Origin of the sequence: Paenibacillus sp. 102 (assembly GCF_039549175.1) — a bacterium.
Taxonomy (GTDB): domain Bacteria; phylum Bacillota; class Bacilli; order Bacillales; family Bacillaceae_G; genus Bacillus_A.
Window position 1 is genome coordinate 838,617 of the sequence record NZ_JBCGHT010000001.1, and the last position, 20,235, is coordinate 858,851.

Here is a 20,235-nt window from a genome sequence, read left to right on the forward strand (position 1 = left end):
CCCATTAAAATTAGTCTTTTTTAAACACAGTCGCTTTTAAGAAATTATCTACAAAACCTTCAGCTTTAGCAACAAATAAGTAAAGCCCCATTGCTAATAATGCAAGATCTAATTCGTATCCTGGATTCTTTCCATCTCCTAGTAAACCAGCAGACCATTTTACTTTTACAATTGCTCCAACTAAAATAAGTGCAAATAATAACCCAATATAACGTACACCTAAACCGATAATCAATAATAGACCACCAACTAATTCTACTGTCGCTACGCCGTATGCAAGAGCTCCGGGTAAACCAATACTTGTAAACCATCCTGCAATATTATCAATGCCTGATTGGAACTTTGCCAAACCATGCATAAAGAATGTTACTCCTAATACGATACGAATAATTAAATTTCCAATATGTTGATTCATTTTATTCTCTCCTTTATAGTTTTGTTATATAGAACTTTTATTCACATTACAAAACATACAATAATTTTTTTTATTCGTCAATTCATTTTTCTTGAGAAAAAATGAAAAATATTTGCTATGATACAAATAGTTGTCTACAAAAAGGAGCTTGATTCGTATGAATATCGGTTCTGCAATACGTGAAATTCGCCAACGCAGAGGCATAACGATCGCTCAAATTTGCGAAGGAACAGGGCTTTCTAAAGGTTTTATGAGTCAAGTCGAGAATAACAAAACCTCTCCATCTATCTCAACTTTAGAAACAATTTCTAATTTTTTAAATGTCCCTCTTCCTTACTTATTACTTGAGCAAAAAGATCGCATGAAAATTGTTAAAAAAGAAGAACGAAAATACAGTGTGTATGGAAAAGATGAACAGAAGATTGAACATGTCGCTGAACAAGGTGGTCTTCGCTTATCTTTAGTAGAAATCCCTATCGGTTTCCCAAAAGAAAACACACCGAACGCTCATGAAGGTGAAGAATGTCATCTTGTTTTACGCGGGAAATTAGAAGTGCAGCATGGAGAAGATATCGCAATTGTCGAAGAAGGAGATTCTTTTTCCTGGAGCGCATGCGTACCACATATTGTACGTAATATTGGTGATGAGGCTGCACTATTACTTATCTCCAGCCATGCTGAAAATCGAAAGCGTGTATATTAAAAGACAATGTAAAAAGCCTGTTTTTCATTTTTGAAAACAGGCTTTTTGTATTATTCTCGTATAATTCCATAACTTGACCCTATTAATACCTCTTTTCCTTTTTGATTACGATACACCGATTCTATCGACACCTTTTTATACCCTTCCTTTTGTTCCACACTTGTAAGAGTCACATCGCAAGTAATTGTATCCCCCGTGAAAACAGGCCTGATGAATTCACTTACCAATTCCCGTGCTATGTAATGCAAATCCCCACCAATTTTCGTTCCTATACTTGCAGTCAACAAGCCATGAACCATTAAACGCCCTTGCTCATCATATTCCATATGGTGTCTCCCTTTATCACCTGTAAGATTTGCAAACTCGAGAACTTCTTCTTCCGTAAATATTCTTTCATACTGAAACGTATCGCCTACTTTAATATTCAATTTTATCCCCCTTTAAAAATTCTGAATTTTCTTTATAATTATATCATAAAATGAACAGTTCTTCATTTTAATCACTAAAAACGCCATTATAAAATGTTAATAATTAACATTTCCATGTTATTATTTAAGTATCTTTGATGAAATTGGAGGTCTTAACAATGACATTTGAATTAGTTGGTGGCATATTATTAGCAGTTTCATTACTCTTCTATTCCACATTAGAAATTTGGCTTGCTCCCAATAATAACTCCTTCTTTAAAGATTTGAAAAAGAAAATGATATTCCTACTCCCCTTGTTTACTATCTCATTCGCAGTCCACTATTTCTTTTTTGTACAGTAAAATATTGTATCTGTATAAACGAAAAAAGATTGCTATCGCCTAGCAATCTTTTTCTACATTCTTTCTATTATCTAATAGGATTATCGATGTCCTGCTTTTTTTGCTTCGTTATAACCATAATAAGCACATGTCCCATTTTGTGATAAATCTCGCACCTCAAACCCACAACTGCGATAAAAATCAAAATTATTAGCAGAAGTATGAGCAAACCAATCTCCATGGGGTAATTTCTGCATACAAAGAGAAACAAGTTTTTTTCCTAAACCTTTCCCTCTATATTCACATTTCACAACTAAATCCATAATATTTGCAGCCATGATTTGATCAGAAATAACGCGAACCATCGCAACCATTTCTTCCTCATCCCAAATCGTAAAAGCCCATGTTGAATTTTCAAATGCTATCGTAAATTTTTCAATTTGCCATGATGGAATGTTATTGTTACTCCAGCCCGCATCTTCAAATAAACTTTTAATTGCATAAGCTGGTACACCTGTCGTTCCTTCACGAATAATAAGTCCGTTATGATAAATATACAATCCCATTCCCCCTTTTATTGTTATATACTATTCTTTAAGAGTTAAATATCACCTTTTTAAAAAGGAGAAAAAATGGAGAAATTTTTACTATTACTTTCTTTTGCACTTCTTGTGATTACTATACAAACTATTAATTATCCCGCTCTTTTAATAGCATATACAAGAGCATATATCCCATGAAATGATACAGTTTTTTCATAACTTAATCCTGTTTTTCTAGCTACGAAAATAGATGCGGGATGATCTGGATTAATAAGAGAAATGAGCTTCTTTAATCCTAACGCTTGGAAACCATAGTCTCTGAACGCTGTTGCGGCTTCCTTTGCATACCCTTTCCCCCAATATTCAGGAAGTAACCAATACCCTATTTCAATTTCCGCTTTACCATCTACTTGTTGCCTAACGAGCCCAGCATGACCAATTGGAGTACCTGTATCCTTTTCAATCATTAGAAATAATCCTAAACCGTTTTTATAACTAGGAAGAACCCAGCTTTCCAGACTTTTCTTACACTGCACATATGTTTTTGGCGTTCCGTTCCCAATGTAGCGCATTACTTTCACATTTCCCCATAAGGAAGCATAGAAATCTAAGTTATCCATTGTATATTTTTGAAATTGTAAACGATCTGTATGGAACATATTCCTACTCCCTTCTTGTAGATTCTCTTTCTATAATTGAAATCGGTAATTGTATACGTTGTATACGCTCTCCTCGTAATTGTTTATGTAATAATACGATAGAATTCTTTGCCATACTTGTAATGGAGATATTAATCGTTGTTATATTAGGATGCATCATCATCGAAATTTCTTGATTATCAAATCCTATAACACCAAAATCTTGTGGGATCGTAATTTTCAACTTTTGAGCCTCCATAATAATTCCAGCAGCTATTTCATCACTGCCTGTAAAGATGGAATCCGGGGCATTTTGCATGGAGTAAATGCTATCTATTACCCTCTTCCCATCCTTCAGCCCATAGCAATTTGGAAATACCCATTCTTGCTGCAACTGTATACCGTACTCCTTTAAAGCTCGTTTATATCCTTGATATCTCTGTCTCTGCACTTTACTTTTTAATGTATCGTAACAAAATCCTATACGTGTATATCCATTTTCAAAAAGATGCCTCGTTCCAATATAACCGGCTAACTCTTCATCAAATTGAACCGTAGGTACGAGTTCTGTTTCTACATGTTCATTACAAATAACAATAGCTCCTGAAGTTATCGCATGCTCTATTTCCTCTATTGGCAAAGAAAGTGTAGTAAAAATAAGCCCATCTAACTTTTTCGTCCTAATATATTGTAAAAATTCTCTTTCTCTCTCAATTTCATAATTTGATTGTAATATCACGACATCATAGCGATCTATTTTTAAAATATCACTTAACTCTTGAATTAAATGACTAAAAAAGGGATGATGTAAATTTGGTACGACTACACCGATTAAATTTGTTTGTAGACGACGTAGATCTTTCGCTGTCGCCACAGGCACATAATTTTTTTCATCAATAATCGCTTGTACTCTCGCCCTTAATTCTGGACGTACATACGGATGATGGTTGATCACACGGGAAACGGTTGCTTTAGACACTCCAGCTAATTTAGCGATATCTTCAATTGTAGAAATCTTAACTCCCCCCCTTGACCTGTAATGCATTTCAGAATGTACAGTATATGGTAACTATTATAAACGAGGTGACCTGAAATATGGGAAAAATTCAAATTTCTGGAGAGGTTATTAAAACGAAAGCAATTGCCTTTGATAAGGATGGTACATTATTTCACGCGATTCCATTTTGGCAGGAAATTGACAGACTGCGAAAATATAATTTTTTACAAATCGTTGGTAAAAAGTATGAACCCCTGTGGGAAAAAGCCGTTGGATTTATACCTCCAAACAAAGTTGATTTTAAAGGCCTGTTAGCGGTCGCATCTGAAGAAGAAGAAATTATTGTTGTCGCCAGCCTTTTATATCAAATCAAAAAATATCCATGGCACCGTTGCAAAGAGCTCGCTACTACCATATTTGAAGAAAGTAATGAGCAATTATCCATTGAACAAGCTTTTCATCCTATTCAAGGGATAACTGAATGCATTATTTCTTTGCAAACAGAAGGAATATACACAGGTGTTCTTACCTCAGATAATAAAGGGAGGACAAAAAAGTGTATTGATTTACTTAACATAGCACCACTTCATTTTCTCTTTACGCCAGAAGATGTAGAAAACGGAAAGCCTCATCCAGAAATGATTACAAAAGCATGTGAACAGCTTGATATTAGACCAAATGAGCTAGTAATGGTTGGAGATACTGTTGTAGATGTAAAAATGGCTAAAGAGGCCGGAAGTATTGCTGTAGGCATTGCTAATCATGAACATGCAATAGAAGAGTTAACACCGTATGCAGATTTTCTCATCAAAGATTACAGTGATATACAAGTTTTAACGAAAAAAAAGCAGTAGACAAAACTTGTCTACTGCATCCATATCATAACTAGTATAAAGAAAGCTACAGCTCTGAGGGGGGTGTAGAATTTCATTTATATACTAGATATTTATCCTGTTCTATCAATGGCCAAGAACTTCCCGTTCACAAAGAGCCTTGCATTAGAACTTAATTCTATTACATTTTAATTGATAAAGATTATCATTGTCGACATGAAACGCATACATTTTCTACAAAATTTTACTTATACTAAAAAACGCTACAAAAAAGATACTCTCTTTTCGTAGCGTTTCATCTCTCAATTTGATTCATACTCGTTCTCCTCTAACCTGTCACGCAGCGCTTTAACACGCTTGAAAAAGAAAAATGACATCCCTAAAAATAATACGATAACACCCATCATCGCAAAGGATTGTACAGTTTCTCTTCCTCCATTCGGAATCAATAAACCAACCATTAAAAATGTGGCTAGCGCAAGAAGCACTTGACCGAAGCGAATGTAATCTGCTATTTTCTGTTGTAATTCTTTCATAACTCTACCACTCCTCCTTCTCACTGTATCATATTCTAATAGTTTCAGAGGCAAGCAAATACAGCCAATGAGGGAGAAGTTTTCCAAATTAAAAAGAGCCGCTTCATAGCGGCTCTTCTAAATTTTCTATACACCTTTATAAGCCCTCAGATACACTTCTTTCAGCTCTGAAATAAGCGGTAATTTTGGATTTGCTGTTGTGCACTGATCTTCGAAAGCTCTTTCCGCTAACGTGCCAACAACCTCTTCAAATGCTTCTTGTTCCACACCTTGTCCAGCAATGCTCATATTGATATTTAATTCTTTTCCAAGAGCAATAATTGCTTGTACTAATGATTCCACACCTTCTTCAATTGTACTTGCTGGAAGACCAAGCATTCTCGCGATATGTGCATAACGTTCGTCAGCAACAAAGTGCTCATATTTTGGGAACAATGCATGTTTTCTCGGTTTGATTGCATTATAACGAATGACGTGCGGCATTAAGATTGCATTGGCACGACCGTGTGGAATATGAAATTCCGGTCCAATTTTATGCGCCAAGCTATGATTAATACCAAGAAATGCATTGGCAAACGCCATTCCAGCAATTGCAGAAGCGTTATGCATTTTCTCACGTGCCTCTTCATCATTCCCGTCTTTGTATGCTCTTGGTAAATATTTAAATACAAGATCAATTGCTTTTAATGCTAAACCATCTGTATAATCATTTGCCATAATAGACACGTACGCTTCAATGGCATGTGTTAATACATCCATTCCAGTATCTGCAGTTATATGCGGGGGTACTGTCATGACATATTGTGGATCAACAATCGCTACATCTGGTGTTAATTCATAATCAGCAAGCGGGTATTTTATATTATTCTTTTTATCTGTAATAACCGCAAACGGTGTCACTTCTGATCCTGTTCCTGATGTTGTTGGGATTGCAACAAATTGCGCCTTGTTTCCAAGTTTCGGATATTTACATGTACGTTTTCTTATATCTAAAAACTTCTGCTTAATTCCAAAGAATATTGTTTCTGGATGCTCATAGAAGAGCCACATTCCTTTTGCTGCATCCATTGCCGATCCACCACCAAGAGCGATAATTACATCCGGCTTGAAGCTTCTCATCATTTCGGCACCTTTAAATACCGTTTCATCTGATGGATCTGGCTCTACTTCAAAGAATACTTCCACCTTTACATCATTTGTATGTTTACGTAAATAGTGTGTTACTGTATCGACATATCCATGCTCAACCATTCCAGGATCCGTTACAATAAATGCACGTGAAATATCCGGCATATTTTCTAAATATCCTGTCGCATGCTTTTCAAAATAAATTTTGGGTGGTAATTTGAACCATTGCATATTCTTTTTTCTACTTGCAAGTCTTTTTATATTCAATAGATGTGTTGCCGTTACGTTTTGAGAAACGGAGTTCTTTCCATATGAGCCGCATCCAAGTGTAAGTGATGGAATAAATGCATTATATATATCACCAATTCCGCCCTGTGATGACGGCGCATTTACGATGAGACGGCACGCTTTCATACGTAAACCAAATTGTTTTTGCACTTCTTTATTTGTAGAATGAATAACCGCTGAGTGCCCTAAACCACCTAACTCCAACATTCCTTCACAATATGTAAATCCTTCTTCAAGTGAATTTGCTTTTACACAAGCAAGTACAGGACTTAATTTTTCACGGGATAGCGGGTAATCAGCACCTACACCTTTAATTTCAGCTACGAGCATTTTTGTATCTTCTGGCACAGTAATCCCAACTAATCCTGCAATGTAATACGCTGATTTACCAACGATATCACTATTTACTGCACATGTATTTTCATTAATAACAAGTTTCTCTAATTTCTTGCGTTCTTCTTCTGTAACAAAGTAGCAATTATTTGCTATCATTTCTTCTTTCACATCATTGTAAATTTCTTTGTCTACAATGATTGCTTGTTCAGAAGCACAGATCATACCGTTATCAAATGTTTTTGATAAAATCAAATCATTTACAGCACGTTTCACATGTGCCGTTTTTTCTATATAGCAAGGTACGTTTCCTGGTCCTACCCCTAAGGCTGGTTTACCAGTAGAATACGCTGATTTCACCATCCCTGCGCCTCCAGTTGCCAAAACGAGCGCAACACCTTCATGATTCATTAATTGCTTTGTCGCCTCAACAGAAGGTTTCTCAATCCATTGAATACATCCCTCTGGTGCACCGACCTTCACTGCTGCATCATATAACGTTTTAGCGGCTGCGACCGAACAATTTTGTGCAGAAGGATGAAACGCGAAAATAATTGGGTTTCTTGTTTTTATTGCGATTAACGCTTTAAACATCGTTGTTGAAGTTGGATTCGTGACTGGTGTTACCCCAGCAACTACACCGACCGGTTCTGCAATTTCTATGATTTCTTCATGAGGATCCTCATAAATAATTCCTACCATTTTATCTGTTTTCATACTGTGCCAAATATATTCAGTGGCAAAAATATTTTTGATACATTTATCTTCATATACACCGCGCCCTGTTTCCTCAACAGCCATTTTTGCAAGTGGCATATGTTGGTCTACACCCGCCAGTGCCATTTCATGTACAATGTTGTCAATTTGCTCTTGTGTAAAATTCTCTAATGCTCCTAAGGCTTCCTGACCGTTCTTCACCAACGTATCAATCATCTCTGTTACTTCTTGCATTTCATTTACAACTTTCTCTTTGACTACCATTTGAATTCCTCCTATTCTGCTATACGGTCTATAAATGTCCACCGGGGTCTAAATAAGTCCCGACTAGCGTAAAAAAATAGAATTACTTTCCCTACATGAATCTCATTCTTTGTGAAGTTTTTCACAAGTTTATATGTGAAGCATCATTTCTTGATTTCACTATACACGAAATCTATATATTTGTGTGTGTCTAATTTGTGAAAATATTCACAAATCATTCTAAGAGAAAGGCACTGCCTTCTTTAGCAGTGCCTTTCCATTATGCTAATGCTTGTGCTAAATCTTCAATTAAATCTTCTCCATCTTCAATACCGACAGAAATACGAATTAATGTATCTGTAATTCCTAACTCTTTACGGCGATCTGCTGGAATCGATGCGTGTGTCATTTGAGATGGAATAGAAATTAAGCTTTCTACTGCTCCTAAACTTTCAGCTAGTGTAAAGTATTGCAATTTCTCAAGTACTTTATTTAACGTTTCTTCACTATCCACATCAAATGAAATAATTGCACCATATCCACCAGCTTGTTCTTTTGCTAATGCATGATTTGGATGTGCTTCAAGACCTGGATAGTATACTTTATTTACTTTTGGATGATTGTTTAAAAACTCAGCAATCGCGCGTGAATTTGTTTCATGTTCTTCCATGCGAATTCCTAATGTTTTTAAACCGCGAAGTAATAAGAAACTGTCTTGTGGACCCAGAATACCACCTGTTGAGTTTTGAACAAAATGAAGGTCTTCTGCTAATTGTGCGCTGTTTACAACAACTAGTCCGGCAACAACGTCACTATGTCCTCCTAAATATTTCGTTGCACTATGAAGTACAATATCTGCCCCTAAAGAAATCGGCGACTGCCAATATGGCGTCATGAATGTGTTATCAATAATTGTTAACAAACCTTTTTCTTTTGCAAATGCAGAAATTTGCTTAATATCTGTAATTTTCAATAGTGGATTTGTTGGTGTTTCTACATAAATTGCTTTCGTATTTGGAAGAACTGCTTCTGCTACTTCATCGACATTTGTTGTATCTACAAATGTATGTTCAATACCGAAACGATTCAATATTTTTGTAATTACACGATATGTTCCGCCGTATACGTCATCTGTTAAAATGACATGATCTCCTTTTGAGAATAACATAATCGTTGCTGTAATCGCAGCCATTCCTGATCCAAACGCAAATCCTGCATGACCGTTTTCTAGCACTGCAATCATTTCTTCTAATGCTGCACGCGTTGGATTCCCTGTACGTGAATATTCGTATCCTTGGTGTTTACCAACCGCTTCTTGTCTATACGTACTTGTTTGATAAATCGGTACGTTTACAGATCCAGTTGAAGGTTCTCCTATGCGAATACCATGAATTAACTTTGTTTTTGCTCTCATTTTTTTATTCCCACCCTTTGTATATATCTTTACTTAAGTAACGCTCACTGCTATCTGGAAAAATCGTTACAATGTTTGTACCTGTTTTTGCCTGTTCAGCCTCTAATAAGCTCGCATGAAATGCAGCTCCCGAAGAACTGCCTACAAGAAGACCTTCTTTCTGTGCTAACTCTTTCACACGTCTAAATGCATTTTGATCAGAAATAGTATGAATTGCATCAAAATATGATGGCTTTAAAAATGGTGGAATAAATTCAAGACCAATTCCTTCTGTTTCATGTGAACCAGCTTCACCACCATTTAAAATTGATCCTTCTGGTTCTACAATTACCGTTTTAATATTACGATCTTGTTCTTTTAAATACGACGCAGTTCCCATAAATGTACCGCCAGTACCTGCACCTGCCACGAATATGTTAATATCTCCATCCAACGCTTCCCACAATTCAGGTCCTAATGTTTTAAAATAAGCACGTGGATTTGCATCATTTGCAAATTGACTTGGAGAGTACGAGTTTGGAATTTCTGTTACTAATTCTTTTGCCTTTGCAATTGCACCAGTCATCCCTTGTTCAGTTGGCGTATGCACAACTGTTGCACCGAGTGCTTTCATTAATTCTTGTTTTTCAATGCTAAACTTCTCTGGGACACAAACAATAACGCGTAAATCATGCTCTAGTGCAGCAAGTGCCAGTCCAATACCAGTATTCCCTGCTGTCGGTTCAATAATGGTTCCACCTTGCGCGACAAGCCCTTTTGCTAGTGCATCTTCAATCAATTCTCTTCCTAAGCGATCTTTCACGCTTCCGCCCGGATTATAAAACTCAAGCTTTGCAAATAAACGAACGCCCTGTGGAAGTGGAAAACGAGTAATTTCTACAATCGGTGTATGACCGATTAATTCATGAACCCCACGATACACCTTCATCGTGTTCTCCTCCTTATTTGCCAATAAAGAAAAGGCAACTGTATGTATCTTCTTTATATGAAACAGTTGCCTTTTTGTTACATTACTTTAACTCTTCTAATACTTTTACAATGAAGTTTGTAGAATGAAGAGCTGCTTGATCTAAAAATTGATCAAAGGAAACATTTGATTCTTTACCAGCAATATCAGAAAGTGCACGAATAATTACAAATGGAACTTTATATTGGTGACATACTTGCGCAACCGCTGCTGCTTCCATTTCTACTGCGTAAAGATTTTCAAATTTATCACGGATTGCTGCAACTCGGTTCGGATCACTCATAAATGAATCTCCTGTTGCAATCATTCCTTTAACAACTTGAATATTCTCTTCTGCCTTCATACATTTCTCTGCTAATGCAACTAGTTCTTCATCAGCTTTAAATCCTGGTGGCATACCTGGCACTTGACCGTATTCATAATCAAATGCAGTTACATCCACGTCATGATGACGAACTTCTGTTGAAATAACAACATCACCAACATTTAAAGATTGGTGGAATCCACCAGCTGAACCTGTATTAATTACTTTTTCAGGCTTATATCTCTCTAATAAAATTGTCGTTGACATCGCTGCATTCACTTTACCAATACCAGACTTTAACAAGATTACTTCATGCCCTGCTAATAGCCCTTTCGTAAATTCACAGCCTGCAACGTTTTCTGTTTCTGCCTGTTCTAATTTGTCACGTAAAATACGTACTTCTTCTTCCATTGCTCCAATTACAGCAATTCTCAATCTAATCCCTCTTTCTATTGCTTAGTTGCCTCCATTACCCAAACGAAATAATTTAATCTCGTGAATGTTACATGGAAGCCATTTTTTTCAAAAATAGATTGCATGATCGGAATACGGGTATAGTATTCTGTTTGCAAATCGTTTGCTAACTGATGAAAACCTCTTTGTTTTGCAGTTTCAACAGTTTTATCATACGCTTCTTGATCTGCAAATATCGTATCAGCAAACACTATTTTACCACCTTTATTAAGCAATTGACTATATTTCGCAATTGCTACATCTTTTTCTTCATCTGTTAGATGATGAAACGCATAGGTGCTTACAATTGTATCAACAGAATTTGGAACATCAAAAGAAAGAAAATCTCCTTCTGTAATTGAAAATTCTTCTGGTAACTTCTGCTTTGCGATAGTACGCATTTCACGTGACGGTTCTATGCCGTAAACAGTATGGCCAGCAAGTAATAATTTATTTGTTAAATTTCCAGTACCAACACCAAATTCCAATACATTTCCAAATGATTTATTTACTACATCCTCTAAAATCTCCTCATAACGAGCGAAAACTTCTTTATATTGTATATCTTCGCCTTGTACGAATGAATCATACGTATGAGCCCATTCATCAAATAAACCGTTAAATTCTGTACCCATATTAAAATCCCCTTTTTCTTATCGGTTTTATCAGTATGATATGCTTTCTTTATGAAAATGTCAATTGAAACAGAAATGGTATTTCCTTCTTTTCTTTGTTACACTTAACTTGATTATATGGAGAGGAGCGTTTTTTGTGTCATTTACCTTTGAAATGCTGGAAGATAAAATAGAATTTTTCGAAGCATCAAACTTAGTTTCTTTAGAAAAGAAGATTAACGAACAAATTGACAATAATAAAGCACTTATGCTAGAAGTTCATCATATTTCTCATCAAATGGTTATGGATCCCGACAGTAAAAGACCGTACTACAGTGCGGTTGTTCATTTCAAATTAAAAAAATTACGCTAACTAAAAAAAGAGAAAGGTTCTTAAGAACCTTTCTCTTTTTTTAGTTTAAAGTTTGAACAAGTACTGGTTTCCAGCCTTCATTTTCTACCCAATCAATATTTACATAATATCTTTTACCGCTTTGTTTATCTTGGACATTACCGTATGCTTTTTGCTTACCGTTGTTTCCAATACGGTGAATAGTCAGTTGCTCCACCGGAATCTCAATTGCAGAGGAAATGGCTTGCTTCATTTCATTCCAATCTGCTGAACCTTGTTTAAATGTCATTGCCGGTGTTGCACCTTGCGTTGTACCAATTGGCTTCCAAGAAGATTTCGTATAAGCATCTGTTGCTTTAGGCTGTGTTTTTTCAGCTGGGACTTTTTCATTGGCTTTTGCTTCTTCCTCAGCTTTTTGTTTCTCTTCTTCAGCCTTTTTCTTCTCTTCTTCCTCTTTCTTCTTCTGTTCGTCTAGTTTTGCTTGATCTTCTTTATCTTTCTTTTTCTCAGTTTTACTTTCTTTCTTCGTTTCCTGAGATACTTTCTTTTCTTGAGAAGACGCTTGTTCTGGTGTTTCAGGCACAAACAATTGATATGCTACAATAGCTACTAACACAAATACAATCGCAATTGCAATATTTAAAACACCGTTTTGACGACGTTTTTGTTGTTTCTTTTGAAATCTAGATCCTCCTGCCATTCTTCAAACCTCCATGCAGTTTTTCCTACTTGCTATTGTAACATTAAATCTAAAAAGGTTGAACAACTACAATAATATTTTCACGAAATGAAAACATTTGATAATGAATTGCAAGATTACCTTCTGCTTCCCAATTGAGCAATCTCTTCTACAAATTCTTTAAAAATCGGTGTTACAGTACTTTCTTTATTATCCGTTTCTAAATCAACAACTACTAGCGCATATCTCGGGTTTTCATACGGGAAATAACCCGCAAACCAACGATTTACACGATCTCCTTTTCCTGTTTGTGCCGTCCCAGATTTTCCAGCAACAGATAGTGGTAATGATTGAAAAGTAGCACCTGTTCCTTTCTCCATCGTTACTACTTTCCTTAATAAAGATTGCACTTGTTTCACCGTACTATAAGAGAGTTGCCTTCCCTCCAGTTTATGATCTTCAAAATGAAAAAATCTCGTTCCATTTTTGTACCGTATTTCTTTTACAGCTTTTACTTCTTTCTTCTCTCCATTCCTTGCAATCGTCGCCATCATATTTGCCACAGCTAAAGGGGATATTCTCACATCCTTTTGTCCAATTGCCGTTTGGGCGATTGCTTTATGACTTACCTTATTTTCTTCGCCATTCCAAACAGTTGCTTTTTTCTCTTCTATCAATTGTTTAAACCCCTGCGTATGAAACACTTTCCCTTTCCACCCTACCGCCTCATTCGCTCCTAGCGCCTCTAAATACGTTTCCATTACTTGTTTATCCTTTTGCATCAATTCATCACCAAGCACTGCAAATGTCCTGTTACAACTCCTAGCAAAACTCTCTGTAAAGCTTAACTTCCCCATCATAACCTGCGGGGTATTTTCACCATACGGATCTGTATCGCAGTTAAACATGCGATGAGATTGAATCATATCATTATCAATTGTTGCGGCCGCAATAACTGTTTTAAAGACAGAACCAGGAAAATGCGGCGTTAGCATTTGATTTTCCATTCTTTGTTTATATGTATTTTGATTGTCCATTTGCAGAGATGGTTTACTCACTATTGCTAAAATTTCACTCGTCTTTACATCCAATAATACTAATCCACCCTTTTTGATCCCATGTTTCTGCACGAGCTCTTCTGCTTTTTGTTGCAACAACTTTTCTATCGTTGTTTGAATCGTAACGGGATAAAAGGGATTTCCAGGAGATGTATATTTCGCACGTTTTCCAAAAATCGGTTCTCCCTGCCTATCTACTTGATATAATATTTTTGTTTCTCCGTCGGTCATTAAAAATTCATCAAATGATTGCTGTAATCCAGAAATACCAATAGACGTTTGGCTAGATAACTTTTGTAGTTTCTCGTATCGTTTTTTAAATTCCTTCTCATTTTCCCCGACTACACCAATAAGATGCTCTGCTTCAGATGGTTGCTTCATTCTTACTTCCGTTGCCACCATACCTAACATATCAGCGCGATTTACCTTTTCCATCTGTTCTTTTGTTAATTGAAACGGCCGATTCCCCCTTTGAAATATAAATGGCTTACTTCTACCTTTCATCTGAATTCCTATGTCTTGCCCTGGCACATCAATAATATGCGCTATTTTCTCTAACATGTCATTTTTTATTTGTAAAAATGGAAAAACAACTAAAACTGGATATTTTTCTTCACCAAGACTTTCTCCATTTCGATCAATAAAATGCCCTCTACCATCATCCACTGTGACCGCTTGTGTACGCTGAGTGACACTCTTTTCAATTAAATTGATATGCCTCTTTGTAAATGATTCCGTGGCTATAAGTTGTATTTGTGCTAGCCTACCAAATAATAAAAGCATCATACATGTAAAGCATAGTAAAATGATGATAATTCTCTTCTTGATTTTCATACAAAAACACCTCGTCTTTTTTCAGTTTAGACGAGGTGTTAGTCCTTTTATACAAAGCAAAATATTATCCAGTCCTATATGATGAAATTATTGTTTATTGACTGACAGGTTGCTTTGCATATTTTTCGAAAACTGATTTATAAGTTTCCACATTTAAACCTGAATTTTGAGCAACTTCAACTGCAGTAGTCCTTACTTGCTCTGCACTTTTCAGATATTCTTGTTTTAAAGAATTCATTTCATTTCTTTTTTCCTTTGTATTTTGGGCTGTTACAGAATCTAAACACGCTATCAGCTTTTCTGTTATCTTTAAATAGTTATTTTCTGCGTTGATTAATTTTTGAGTCTCATCCTTCTTTAACTTAGATTCTTTTAGGAAAGTAACAGCTTGATTTACTTCATCTTTTAAAAATTTATCATTATTTTTTGCCTGTTCTTGCAATAACTTCTTCATATCATCTATTGCTTTCTGATCCATCGATTCTTGTAACATATATTCAGGATTTCCAATTGCATAATCATATTTAACAGTTACATCATTAAAAAGTCTCATGACAATAGCTAATTGATACTCTGGATCAAAGTCTTCAAATTTCTCTCTCTTTTTATCCTTACCTAATTCTTGCTTTTCTTTTGTATTCGTTTCGTTTTTGGAAGACGAAGATACGTCACCCTTTCTTTCTTCTTGCTTCGATTTCGATTCGTTTGATGTACTTATTTTCTCACTAGATCCACATGCCGCTAATCCTGTCATCATGACGCCACAAGTGAGTGCTGTAAATAATTTCTTTTTCATGAACTTTCCCTCTTCCTTATCCCTTTTAAAATCTCCTCACACTTCAAAACATAAAAGTATAAAAATTCCCCAATTATAATATCAAAATTAAGACTTTCATATTGTCACATTATGTCGAATACGATGAAAAGCAAAATATCATGGACGATTATATAGCACTTCTCACTTAGAATCCTGGGAGCAATGGGGTAATAAAAGAGCGAAAAAATAAAAAGGTTCACCCATATGAGTGAACCTTCTTTATTATTTTACAGAGATAATCTCTACTTGCATTTCTCCGCCTGGTGTTTGGATTGCTACTTTTTCACCAATTTGCTTACCTAGTAAGCTTTTTGCAATTGGAGAATCGTTAGAAATTCTTCCTTCAAATGGATCAGCTTCTGCGCTACCAACGATTGTGTAAGCTTCTTCATCTCCATCTGGTAATTCTTTAAATGTTACTGTTTTACCTAATGTTACAACTGTAGACTCTTCGCCATTGTCTTCAATGATTACCGCGTTACGAATCATATTTTCAAGTTGTGTAATACGACCTTCTACAAACGCTTGCTCATCTTTCGCTGCATCGTACTCCGAGTTCTCAGAAAGATCACCGAAGCTACGCGCAATTTTAATACGTTCTACTACTTCTTTACGTCGCACTGTCTTTAATTGCTCTACTTCATTCTCTAGCTTTTGTTTTCCCTCAAGTGTCATAGGGTATGTTTTTTCTGTTGCCATGTTTTCCACTCCTTTTATATACCAATCCCCCGAAAAAAAAGAGGAGTTCAATATGAAAACTCCTCCGCTGTATTAAATAGCGGAGGTTTCTAGCGTAATCACACACCAGTGGAGTTGTCACACGCAACCCCATGTTTTTTTCCAATGCCTCTTTATATAAAGAAGATATGTATGGAAATCTCATATAAATATGCCCCCACCTAACATTAGGTGAGGTTGCATGTTTCATTGTATTCGATAAGAAGGGAAAAAATCCCTTCTTATCGTATATCTTTTACTATGCTATTACAAATTCACTTTTTGTTCAAGAATTGTTGCAATTTTTGTAACCATAATATCAATTGCAACATGGTTTTGTCCACCTTCTGGGATAATAATATCCGCAAATTTCTTAGAAGGCTCAATAAACTGGTTATGCATTGGACGTACAACATTCACATATTGTTCGATAACAGAGTCCATTGTACGACCACGTTCTTTAATATCGCGTTGCATACGACGTAAAATACGAAGATCAGCATCTGTATCAACAAACACTTTAATATCCATTAACTCGCAAAGACGTGGGTCTTCTAAGATAAGAATCCCTTCTAAAATAACTACATCTTTCGGTTCTACTGGAATAACCTCTTCCGAGCGTGTATGCAATGTATAATCATATACGGGTTTCTCAACCGGCTTATATGCAAGCAACTGATGTAAGTGCTCAATTAATAAGTCATTATCGAATGCTAACGGATGATCGTAATTTGTTTTTAAACGCTCTTCCATTGGCAAATGGCTTTGATCTTTGTAATAATAATCTTGCTCCAAAATTAAAATGGAATGACCTTGAAATTGATCAAAAATCGCTTTTGTTACACTTGTTTTACCTGATCCTGAACCACCAGCAATTCCAATCACAACCGGCTTATTCGTCCCCATTCAACTACCACTCTTTCTTATTGATGTATGCTTTTTCGCATCATGTTATTCACATACACTGGTTGATCCACTTTGAATTTCACGATTTGCAACGGATGTCTCGCCGCATCTAATTCGTTTCCATCCTCATCCCAAATTTTCTCCACCGTTTGTGTAAAGTTTTCTATTTCTGGCCCAAAGAACTCGACTTCATGTCCTGGTTTGAAGTAGTTACGTTGCTCTAACGTTACAATGCCCGTTTCTTCATTATAATCTAACACTAAACCAGCAAAATCATACGTTGTTTTCTTACTATGATTCCCAAACATTTGCTCTTTATATCCTGGAACTCCTTCAAAAAATGCAGGAGCTGTATCACGATTTGCACATTTATCAAGCTCATCTAACCATTCTTGTTTAAATTCAAAATTATCAGGATCTGCGCAGTACGCATCAATTACTTTGCGGTACACAGTTGCTACTGTCGCTACGTAATGGATAGATTTCATACGTCCTTCAATCTTCAAGCTGTCAATTCCAATTTCGATCATTTTCGGAATCGAAAGAATGAGATTTAAGTCTTTTGGACTCATTGCAAAATGTTCATCGCCTTCTTGGAATAAAGGAAGTTCTTCTGCTTCTTTATGTTGTGATACTGTTTGAACTAAGTCATAATCCCAACGACAAGACTGACAACAACCACCACGGTTCGAGTCACGTGCCGTCATATGGTTACTTAATGTACATCTTCCAGAGTATGCAATACACATTGCCCCATGGACGAACGCTTCAATTTCAATATCAACATTTTCTTTAATTTCCTTCATTTCTTCATAGCCCACTTCACGAGCTAATACAAGACGGTGCAAGCCCTCTTCTTTCCAATACTGCGCTGCTTTCCAGTTAGATAGAGACTGCTGTGTACTTAAATGTACTTCAACAGAAGGTGCTACACGTTTACATGTCTCAATAATAAGCGGGTCTGCAACAATGATACCTGTTACACCAGCTTTTTCAATCCCTCTTAAATAATCTTCTAATCCATCCATATTTTCATTATGCGCAAAGATATTTGTTGTTACATATATTTTCGCACCATATTTCTTTGCAAATTCTACGCCTTCTGCCATTTCTTCTAGCGTAAAGTTCCCTGCATTTGAGCGAAGACCGAATTCTTGTCCACCTAAATATACAGCATCTGCACCGTAATGAATAGCTACTTTTAATTTCTCTAAATTACCTGCAGGGATTAACAGTTCAGGTTTTTTCACAATAACGCGTTTTCCATCGATTACTCGTGAAATTTCTTGTACAGTCATATCCTACACCCTCCTCGTTTAGTAAACCGTTTCTTTAAAGAAGAATCCCGTATCTAACGGACGATTTACTGGTTGTATTTCTTCTATCTCTTTATATAAATCGTCTTTCACGTCATAATACGCATCGCGATCTTCTACACATAAATCAATAGCTTTACGATATTTCTTTGTTACTTCGATAATGTACGCAGAGTTTTTTAACACACCGTCAATTTTCAAGCTATCAATTTCAGCATCGATCAGTTCATCTAACTCATCAATGAAACAAATATCATTTGGACTCATAATATGAGTACCATTTTCATCTTCATAAATTGGATATTTGTTATTACGCTCTGGATCATGTAAGAACATATTCTCTTCATGCTTTTTCTTTTCAATTTCCAAATTACGATCTTGATACTCAAAGTAGTTTCCTACTAATGAACGTTTTGATTGGAACATACATGTCATACCGTGAATTTGTACTTCCACTTCCACTTCAGCGTTTTCTTTTAATTCAACAATTTCATCTAAACTTAATTCACGTGCAAGTACGGCACGTTTTGCACCTTTTCGTCCCCAGTAGTTACATGTGAACCAGTTTGTTGCTGTTGTTTCTGTATTCCAGTGCATTTGCATGTTTGGCGCTACTTCACGTACAGTCATTAATACTGCTGGATCTCCAAAGACAACCGCATCTACATGTACTTCTTGCAGGAATGCAACGTAGTCTTTTAATTCTTCTACTTTGTCGTTATGGAACATAGCGTTCATTGCTACATATACTTTCATACCATTTTCATGCGCAATGCTCACAGCTTGTTTCACATCATCACGTGAGAATTCCCCTGCTAAACGTAAACCAAACTTTTGTTCACCAATCATTACTGCACTTGCCCCTGCTTTTGCAAGAGGTTCAATATCGGCCACCGCTCTTGGCGTTACTAACAATTCAGGTTTTTTCATACCTTTGTCACCCTCTCTTCTTACTCACGGCTACTCCATCACCAATTGGGAAAATGGTTGTATCATATCCTTCATGGTTCATCAGCCATTCATTGTATGTCTTAATGCGACGAATCAAACCACGCGTACGTCTATTTTCGATTTTCTCTTTCGTCGTTACAAGTCCGTGATACATAACATTATCTGAAATAATGACACCACCCGGATTTAATAACGGTTCATATAAGTCAAAAAAGCGACGATATTGTCCTTTTGCGGCATCAATAAAGATAACATCAAATGTTCCATGTTCTTTCACTTGTTCGCCTGTTTCTAATGCATCGCCATAAATAACGGAAATACGTTCTTTTACAGGAGAACGATCTATATATTCAAGTGCTTTTTCATATCGATCACTATTGCGCTCTACTGTCACAATTCGTGAATTTGGAATAGCTTGCATCATACGAATACTAGAATAACCAATTGCTGTTCCAAGCTCTAATATGCTTATTGGTCCAATTAAACGTAAAAATTGCAACATAAATTCCATTCCAAGGCGATCCATAATCGGCACATGATTTTCGTTTGCATACTGTTCCATTTCAAGAATAAGTTCATCTTTTGGATCAATAAATGATAATAGGTACTCGTTAACTGCATCCTCCATAAATGGTCCTCCTTATTTACATGGAGAAGTGCCTCTATGACGTGTCAGTCTTTGTCTTTTCACACATAGAATGCAATAAAAATACAAGCCTGCTTCAACCTTAG

At 36.1% G+C, this 20,235-nt stretch carries 23 protein-coding genes; 4 read left to right on the top strand and 19 right to left on the bottom strand.

The annotated features are described in order from the left end of the window. Positions 1-10 precede the first annotated feature (10 nt). A complete protein-coding gene (locus tag AAIE21_RS04470) occupies positions 11-415 on the bottom strand; it encodes a DoxX family protein (protein WP_174098928.1) in 405 nt (134 codons plus the stop codon). 157 nt (positions 416-572) lie between these two features. On the opposite strand from AAIE21_RS04470, the gene AAIE21_RS04475 reads away from it, so the two are divergent. Beyond that, positions 573-1,118 carry a helix-turn-helix domain-containing protein gene (locus AAIE21_RS04475; RefSeq protein WP_174098927.1) on the top strand — a complete coding sequence of 182 codons (546 nt, stop codon included), beginning with the start codon at positions 573-575 and terminating at the stop codon, positions 1,116-1,118. Positions 1,119-1,168: 50 nt separating this feature from the next. On the opposite strand, the gene AAIE21_RS04480 is transcribed toward AAIE21_RS04475, so the two are convergent. Beyond that, positions 1,169-1,546: an FAS1-like dehydratase domain-containing protein gene (locus AAIE21_RS04480; protein ID WP_343265637.1), complete on the bottom strand. Its 378-nt coding sequence runs from the start codon at positions 1,544-1,546 to the stop codon at positions 1,169-1,171. Between the two features lie 158 nt (positions 1,547-1,704). Here AAIE21_RS04480 and AAIE21_RS04485 point away from each other — a divergent pair, with 158 nt between their 5' ends. Beyond that, positions 1,705-1,887 carry a hypothetical protein gene (locus tag AAIE21_RS04485; RefSeq protein WP_343265638.1) on the top strand — a complete coding sequence of 61 codons (183 nt, stop codon included), beginning with the start codon at positions 1,705-1,707 and terminating at the stop codon, positions 1,885-1,887. Positions 1,888-1,967: 80 nt separating this feature from the next. Here AAIE21_RS04485 and AAIE21_RS04490 read toward each other — a convergent pair whose 3' ends face one another. The 3 genes from AAIE21_RS04490 to AAIE21_RS04500 form a co-directional block, all read right to left on the bottom strand. Next, positions 1,968-2,426 (bottom strand): GNAT family N-acetyltransferase, encoded by a 459-nt coding sequence (locus tag AAIE21_RS04490; RefSeq protein WP_343265639.1) that lies wholly within the window; start codon positions 2,424-2,426, stop codon positions 1,968-1,970. Positions 2,427-2,560: 134 nt separating this feature from the next. Beyond that, on the bottom strand, positions 2,561-3,067 hold the full coding sequence (locus tag AAIE21_RS04495; RefSeq protein WP_343265640.1) for a GNAT family N-acetyltransferase: 507 nt from the start codon (positions 3,065-3,067) through the stop codon (positions 2,561-2,563). Between the two features lie 4 nt (positions 3,068-3,071). After that, positions 3,072-4,025, bottom strand: coding sequence for a LacI family DNA-binding transcriptional regulator (locus tag AAIE21_RS04500; protein WP_343265916.1), 954 nt, complete (start codon positions 4,023-4,025; stop codon positions 3,072-3,074). Between the two features lie 116 nt (positions 4,026-4,141). On the opposite strand from AAIE21_RS04500, the gene AAIE21_RS04505 reads away from it, so the two are divergent. After that, positions 4,142-4,897 (top strand): HAD family hydrolase, encoded by a 756-nt coding sequence (locus tag AAIE21_RS04505; RefSeq protein WP_343265641.1) that lies wholly within the window; start codon positions 4,142-4,144, stop codon positions 4,895-4,897. 281 nt (positions 4,898-5,178) lie between these two features. Here AAIE21_RS04505 and AAIE21_RS04510 read toward each other — a convergent pair whose 3' ends face one another. The 6 genes from AAIE21_RS04510 to AAIE21_RS04535 form a co-directional block, all read right to left on the bottom strand. Next, positions 5,179-5,412: a YrhC family protein gene (locus tag AAIE21_RS04510; protein WP_343265642.1), complete on the bottom strand. Its 234-nt coding sequence runs from the start codon at positions 5,410-5,412 to the stop codon at positions 5,179-5,181. A gap of 126 nt (positions 5,413-5,538) precedes the next feature. Continuing rightward, positions 5,539-8,142 carry a bifunctional acetaldehyde-CoA/alcohol dehydrogenase gene (adhE, locus tag AAIE21_RS04515; RefSeq protein WP_343265643.1) on the bottom strand — a complete coding sequence of 868 codons (2,604 nt, stop codon included), beginning with the start codon at positions 8,140-8,142 and terminating at the stop codon, positions 5,539-5,541. Between the two features lie 259 nt (positions 8,143-8,401). After that, entirely contained in the window at positions 8,402-9,535 is a 1,134-nt protein-coding gene (locus AAIE21_RS04520) for a bifunctional cystathionine gamma-lyase/homocysteine desulfhydrase (protein WP_343265644.1), read from the bottom strand. A 4-nt stretch (positions 9,536-9,539) separates the two neighbouring features. Next, entirely contained in the window at positions 9,540-10,463 is a 924-nt protein-coding gene (locus AAIE21_RS04525; protein WP_343265645.1) for an O-acetylserine dependent cystathionine beta-synthase, read from the bottom strand. A gap of 82 nt (positions 10,464-10,545) precedes the next feature. After that, entirely contained in the window at positions 10,546-11,241 is a 696-nt protein-coding gene (mtnN, locus tag AAIE21_RS04530) for a 5'-methylthioadenosine/S-adenosylhomocysteine nucleosidase (RefSeq protein ID WP_343265646.1), read from the bottom strand. A gap of 14 nt (positions 11,242-11,255) precedes the next feature. Continuing rightward, positions 11,256-11,894, bottom strand: coding sequence for a class I SAM-dependent methyltransferase (locus AAIE21_RS04535; protein ID WP_343265647.1), 639 nt, complete (start codon positions 11,892-11,894; stop codon positions 11,256-11,258). 136 nt (positions 11,895-12,030) lie between these two features. On the opposite strand from AAIE21_RS04535, the gene AAIE21_RS04540 reads away from it, so the two are divergent. After that, positions 12,031-12,246 (top strand): YrzA family protein, encoded by a 216-nt coding sequence (locus tag AAIE21_RS04540; protein WP_343265648.1) that lies wholly within the window; start codon positions 12,031-12,033, stop codon positions 12,244-12,246. A 40-nt stretch (positions 12,247-12,286) separates the two neighbouring features. Here the strand turns inward: AAIE21_RS04540 and AAIE21_RS04545 are convergent, their stop codons facing one another. The 8 genes from AAIE21_RS04545 to AAIE21_RS04580 form a co-directional block, all read right to left on the bottom strand. Then, positions 12,287-12,925: a YrrS family protein gene (locus tag AAIE21_RS04545; RefSeq protein WP_343265649.1), complete on the bottom strand. Its 639-nt coding sequence runs from the start codon at positions 12,923-12,925 to the stop codon at positions 12,287-12,289. Between the two features lie 116 nt (positions 12,926-13,041). Then, entirely contained in the window at positions 13,042-14,796 is a 1,755-nt protein-coding gene (locus AAIE21_RS04550; RefSeq protein WP_343265650.1) for a peptidoglycan D,D-transpeptidase FtsI family protein, read from the bottom strand. Positions 14,797-14,890: 94 nt separating this feature from the next. Then, on the bottom strand, positions 14,891-15,592 hold the full coding sequence (locus tag AAIE21_RS04555) for a hypothetical protein (RefSeq protein ID WP_343265651.1): 702 nt from the start codon (positions 15,590-15,592) through the stop codon (positions 14,891-14,893). Positions 15,593-15,835: 243 nt separating this feature from the next. Next, on the bottom strand, positions 15,836-16,312 hold the full coding sequence (gene greA, locus AAIE21_RS04560; RefSeq protein ID WP_174098911.1) for a transcription elongation factor GreA: 477 nt from the start codon (positions 16,310-16,312) through the stop codon (positions 15,836-15,838). Between the two features lie 285 nt (positions 16,313-16,597). Beyond that, a complete protein-coding gene (udk, locus tag AAIE21_RS04565) occupies positions 16,598-17,236 on the bottom strand; it encodes a uridine kinase (protein WP_343265652.1) in 639 nt (212 codons plus the stop codon). Between the two features lie 17 nt (positions 17,237-17,253). Continuing rightward, complete coding sequence (locus AAIE21_RS04570) at positions 17,254-18,534, bottom strand: peptidase U32 family protein (RefSeq protein WP_174098910.1); 1,281 nt, start codon at positions 18,532-18,534, stop codon at positions 17,254-17,256. 18 nt (positions 18,535-18,552) lie between these two features. Further along, positions 18,553-19,482, bottom strand: coding sequence for a peptidase U32 family protein (locus AAIE21_RS04575; RefSeq protein WP_343265653.1), 930 nt, complete (start codon positions 19,480-19,482; stop codon positions 18,553-18,555). Between the two features lie 7 nt (positions 19,483-19,489). Beyond that, a complete protein-coding gene (locus AAIE21_RS04580; protein WP_343265654.1) occupies positions 19,490-20,131 on the bottom strand; it encodes an O-methyltransferase in 642 nt (213 codons plus the stop codon). Between the last annotated feature and the right edge of the window lie 104 nt (positions 20,132-20,235).

Excerpts from the sequence above, each read along its gene's own strand:
- AAIE21_RS04470 (WP_174098928.1), bottom strand. The coding sequence starts at position 415 with ATGAATCAACATATTGGAAATTTAATTATTCGTATCGTATTAGGAGTA.
- AAIE21_RS04475 (WP_174098927.1), top strand. The coding sequence starts at position 573 with ATGAATATCGGTTCTGCAATACGTGAAATTCGCCAACGCAGAGGCATA.
- AAIE21_RS04485 (WP_343265638.1), top strand. The coding sequence starts at position 1,705 with ATGACATTTGAATTAGTTGGTGGCATATTATTAGCAGTTTCATTACTC.
- AAIE21_RS04495 (WP_343265640.1), bottom strand. The coding sequence starts at position 3,067 with ATGTTCCATACAGATCGTTTACAATTTCAAAAATATACAATGGATAAC.
- AAIE21_RS04505 (WP_343265641.1), top strand. The coding sequence starts at position 4,142 with ATGGGAAAAATTCAAATTTCTGGAGAGGTTATTAAAACGAAAGCAATT.
- AAIE21_RS04510 (WP_343265642.1), bottom strand. The coding sequence starts at position 5,412 with ATGAAAGAATTACAACAGAAAATAGCAGATTACATTCGCTTCGGTCAA.
- adhE (WP_343265643.1), bottom strand. The coding sequence starts at position 8,142 with ATGGTAGTCAAAGAGAAAGTTGTAAATGAAATGCAAGAAGTAACAGAG.
- AAIE21_RS04520 (WP_343265644.1), bottom strand. The coding sequence starts at position 9,535 with ATGAGAGCAAAAACAAAGTTAATTCATGGTATTCGCATAGGAGAACCT.
- AAIE21_RS04525 (WP_343265645.1), bottom strand. The coding sequence starts at position 10,463 with ATGAAGGTGTATCGTGGGGTTCATGAATTAATCGGTCATACACCGATT.
- AAIE21_RS04535 (WP_343265647.1), bottom strand. The coding sequence starts at position 11,894 with ATGGGTACAGAATTTAACGGTTTATTTGATGAATGGGCTCATACGTAT.
- AAIE21_RS04545 (WP_343265649.1), bottom strand. The coding sequence starts at position 12,925 with ATGGCAGGAGGATCTAGATTTCAAAAGAAACAACAAAAACGTCGTCAA.
- AAIE21_RS04550 (WP_343265650.1), bottom strand. The coding sequence starts at position 14,796 with ATGAAAATCAAGAAGAGAATTATCATCATTTTACTATGCTTTACATGT.
- AAIE21_RS04555 (WP_343265651.1), bottom strand. The coding sequence starts at position 15,592 with ATGAAAAAGAAATTATTTACAGCACTCACTTGTGGCGTCATGATGACA.
- greA (WP_174098911.1), bottom strand. The coding sequence starts at position 16,312 with ATGGCAACAGAAAAAACATACCCTATGACACTTGAGGGAAAACAAAAG.
- udk (WP_343265652.1), bottom strand. The coding sequence starts at position 17,236 with ATGGGGACGAATAAGCCGGTTGTGATTGGAATTGCTGGTGGTTCAGGA.
- AAIE21_RS04570 (WP_174098910.1), bottom strand. The coding sequence starts at position 18,534 with ATGACTGTACAAGAAATTTCACGAGTAATCGATGGAAAACGCGTTATT.
- AAIE21_RS04575 (WP_343265653.1), bottom strand. The coding sequence starts at position 19,482 with ATGAAAAAACCTGAATTGTTAGTAACGCCAAGAGCGGTGGCCGATATT.
- AAIE21_RS04580 (WP_343265654.1), bottom strand. The coding sequence starts at position 20,131 with ATGGAGGATGCAGTTAACGAGTACCTATTATCATTTATTGATCCAAAA.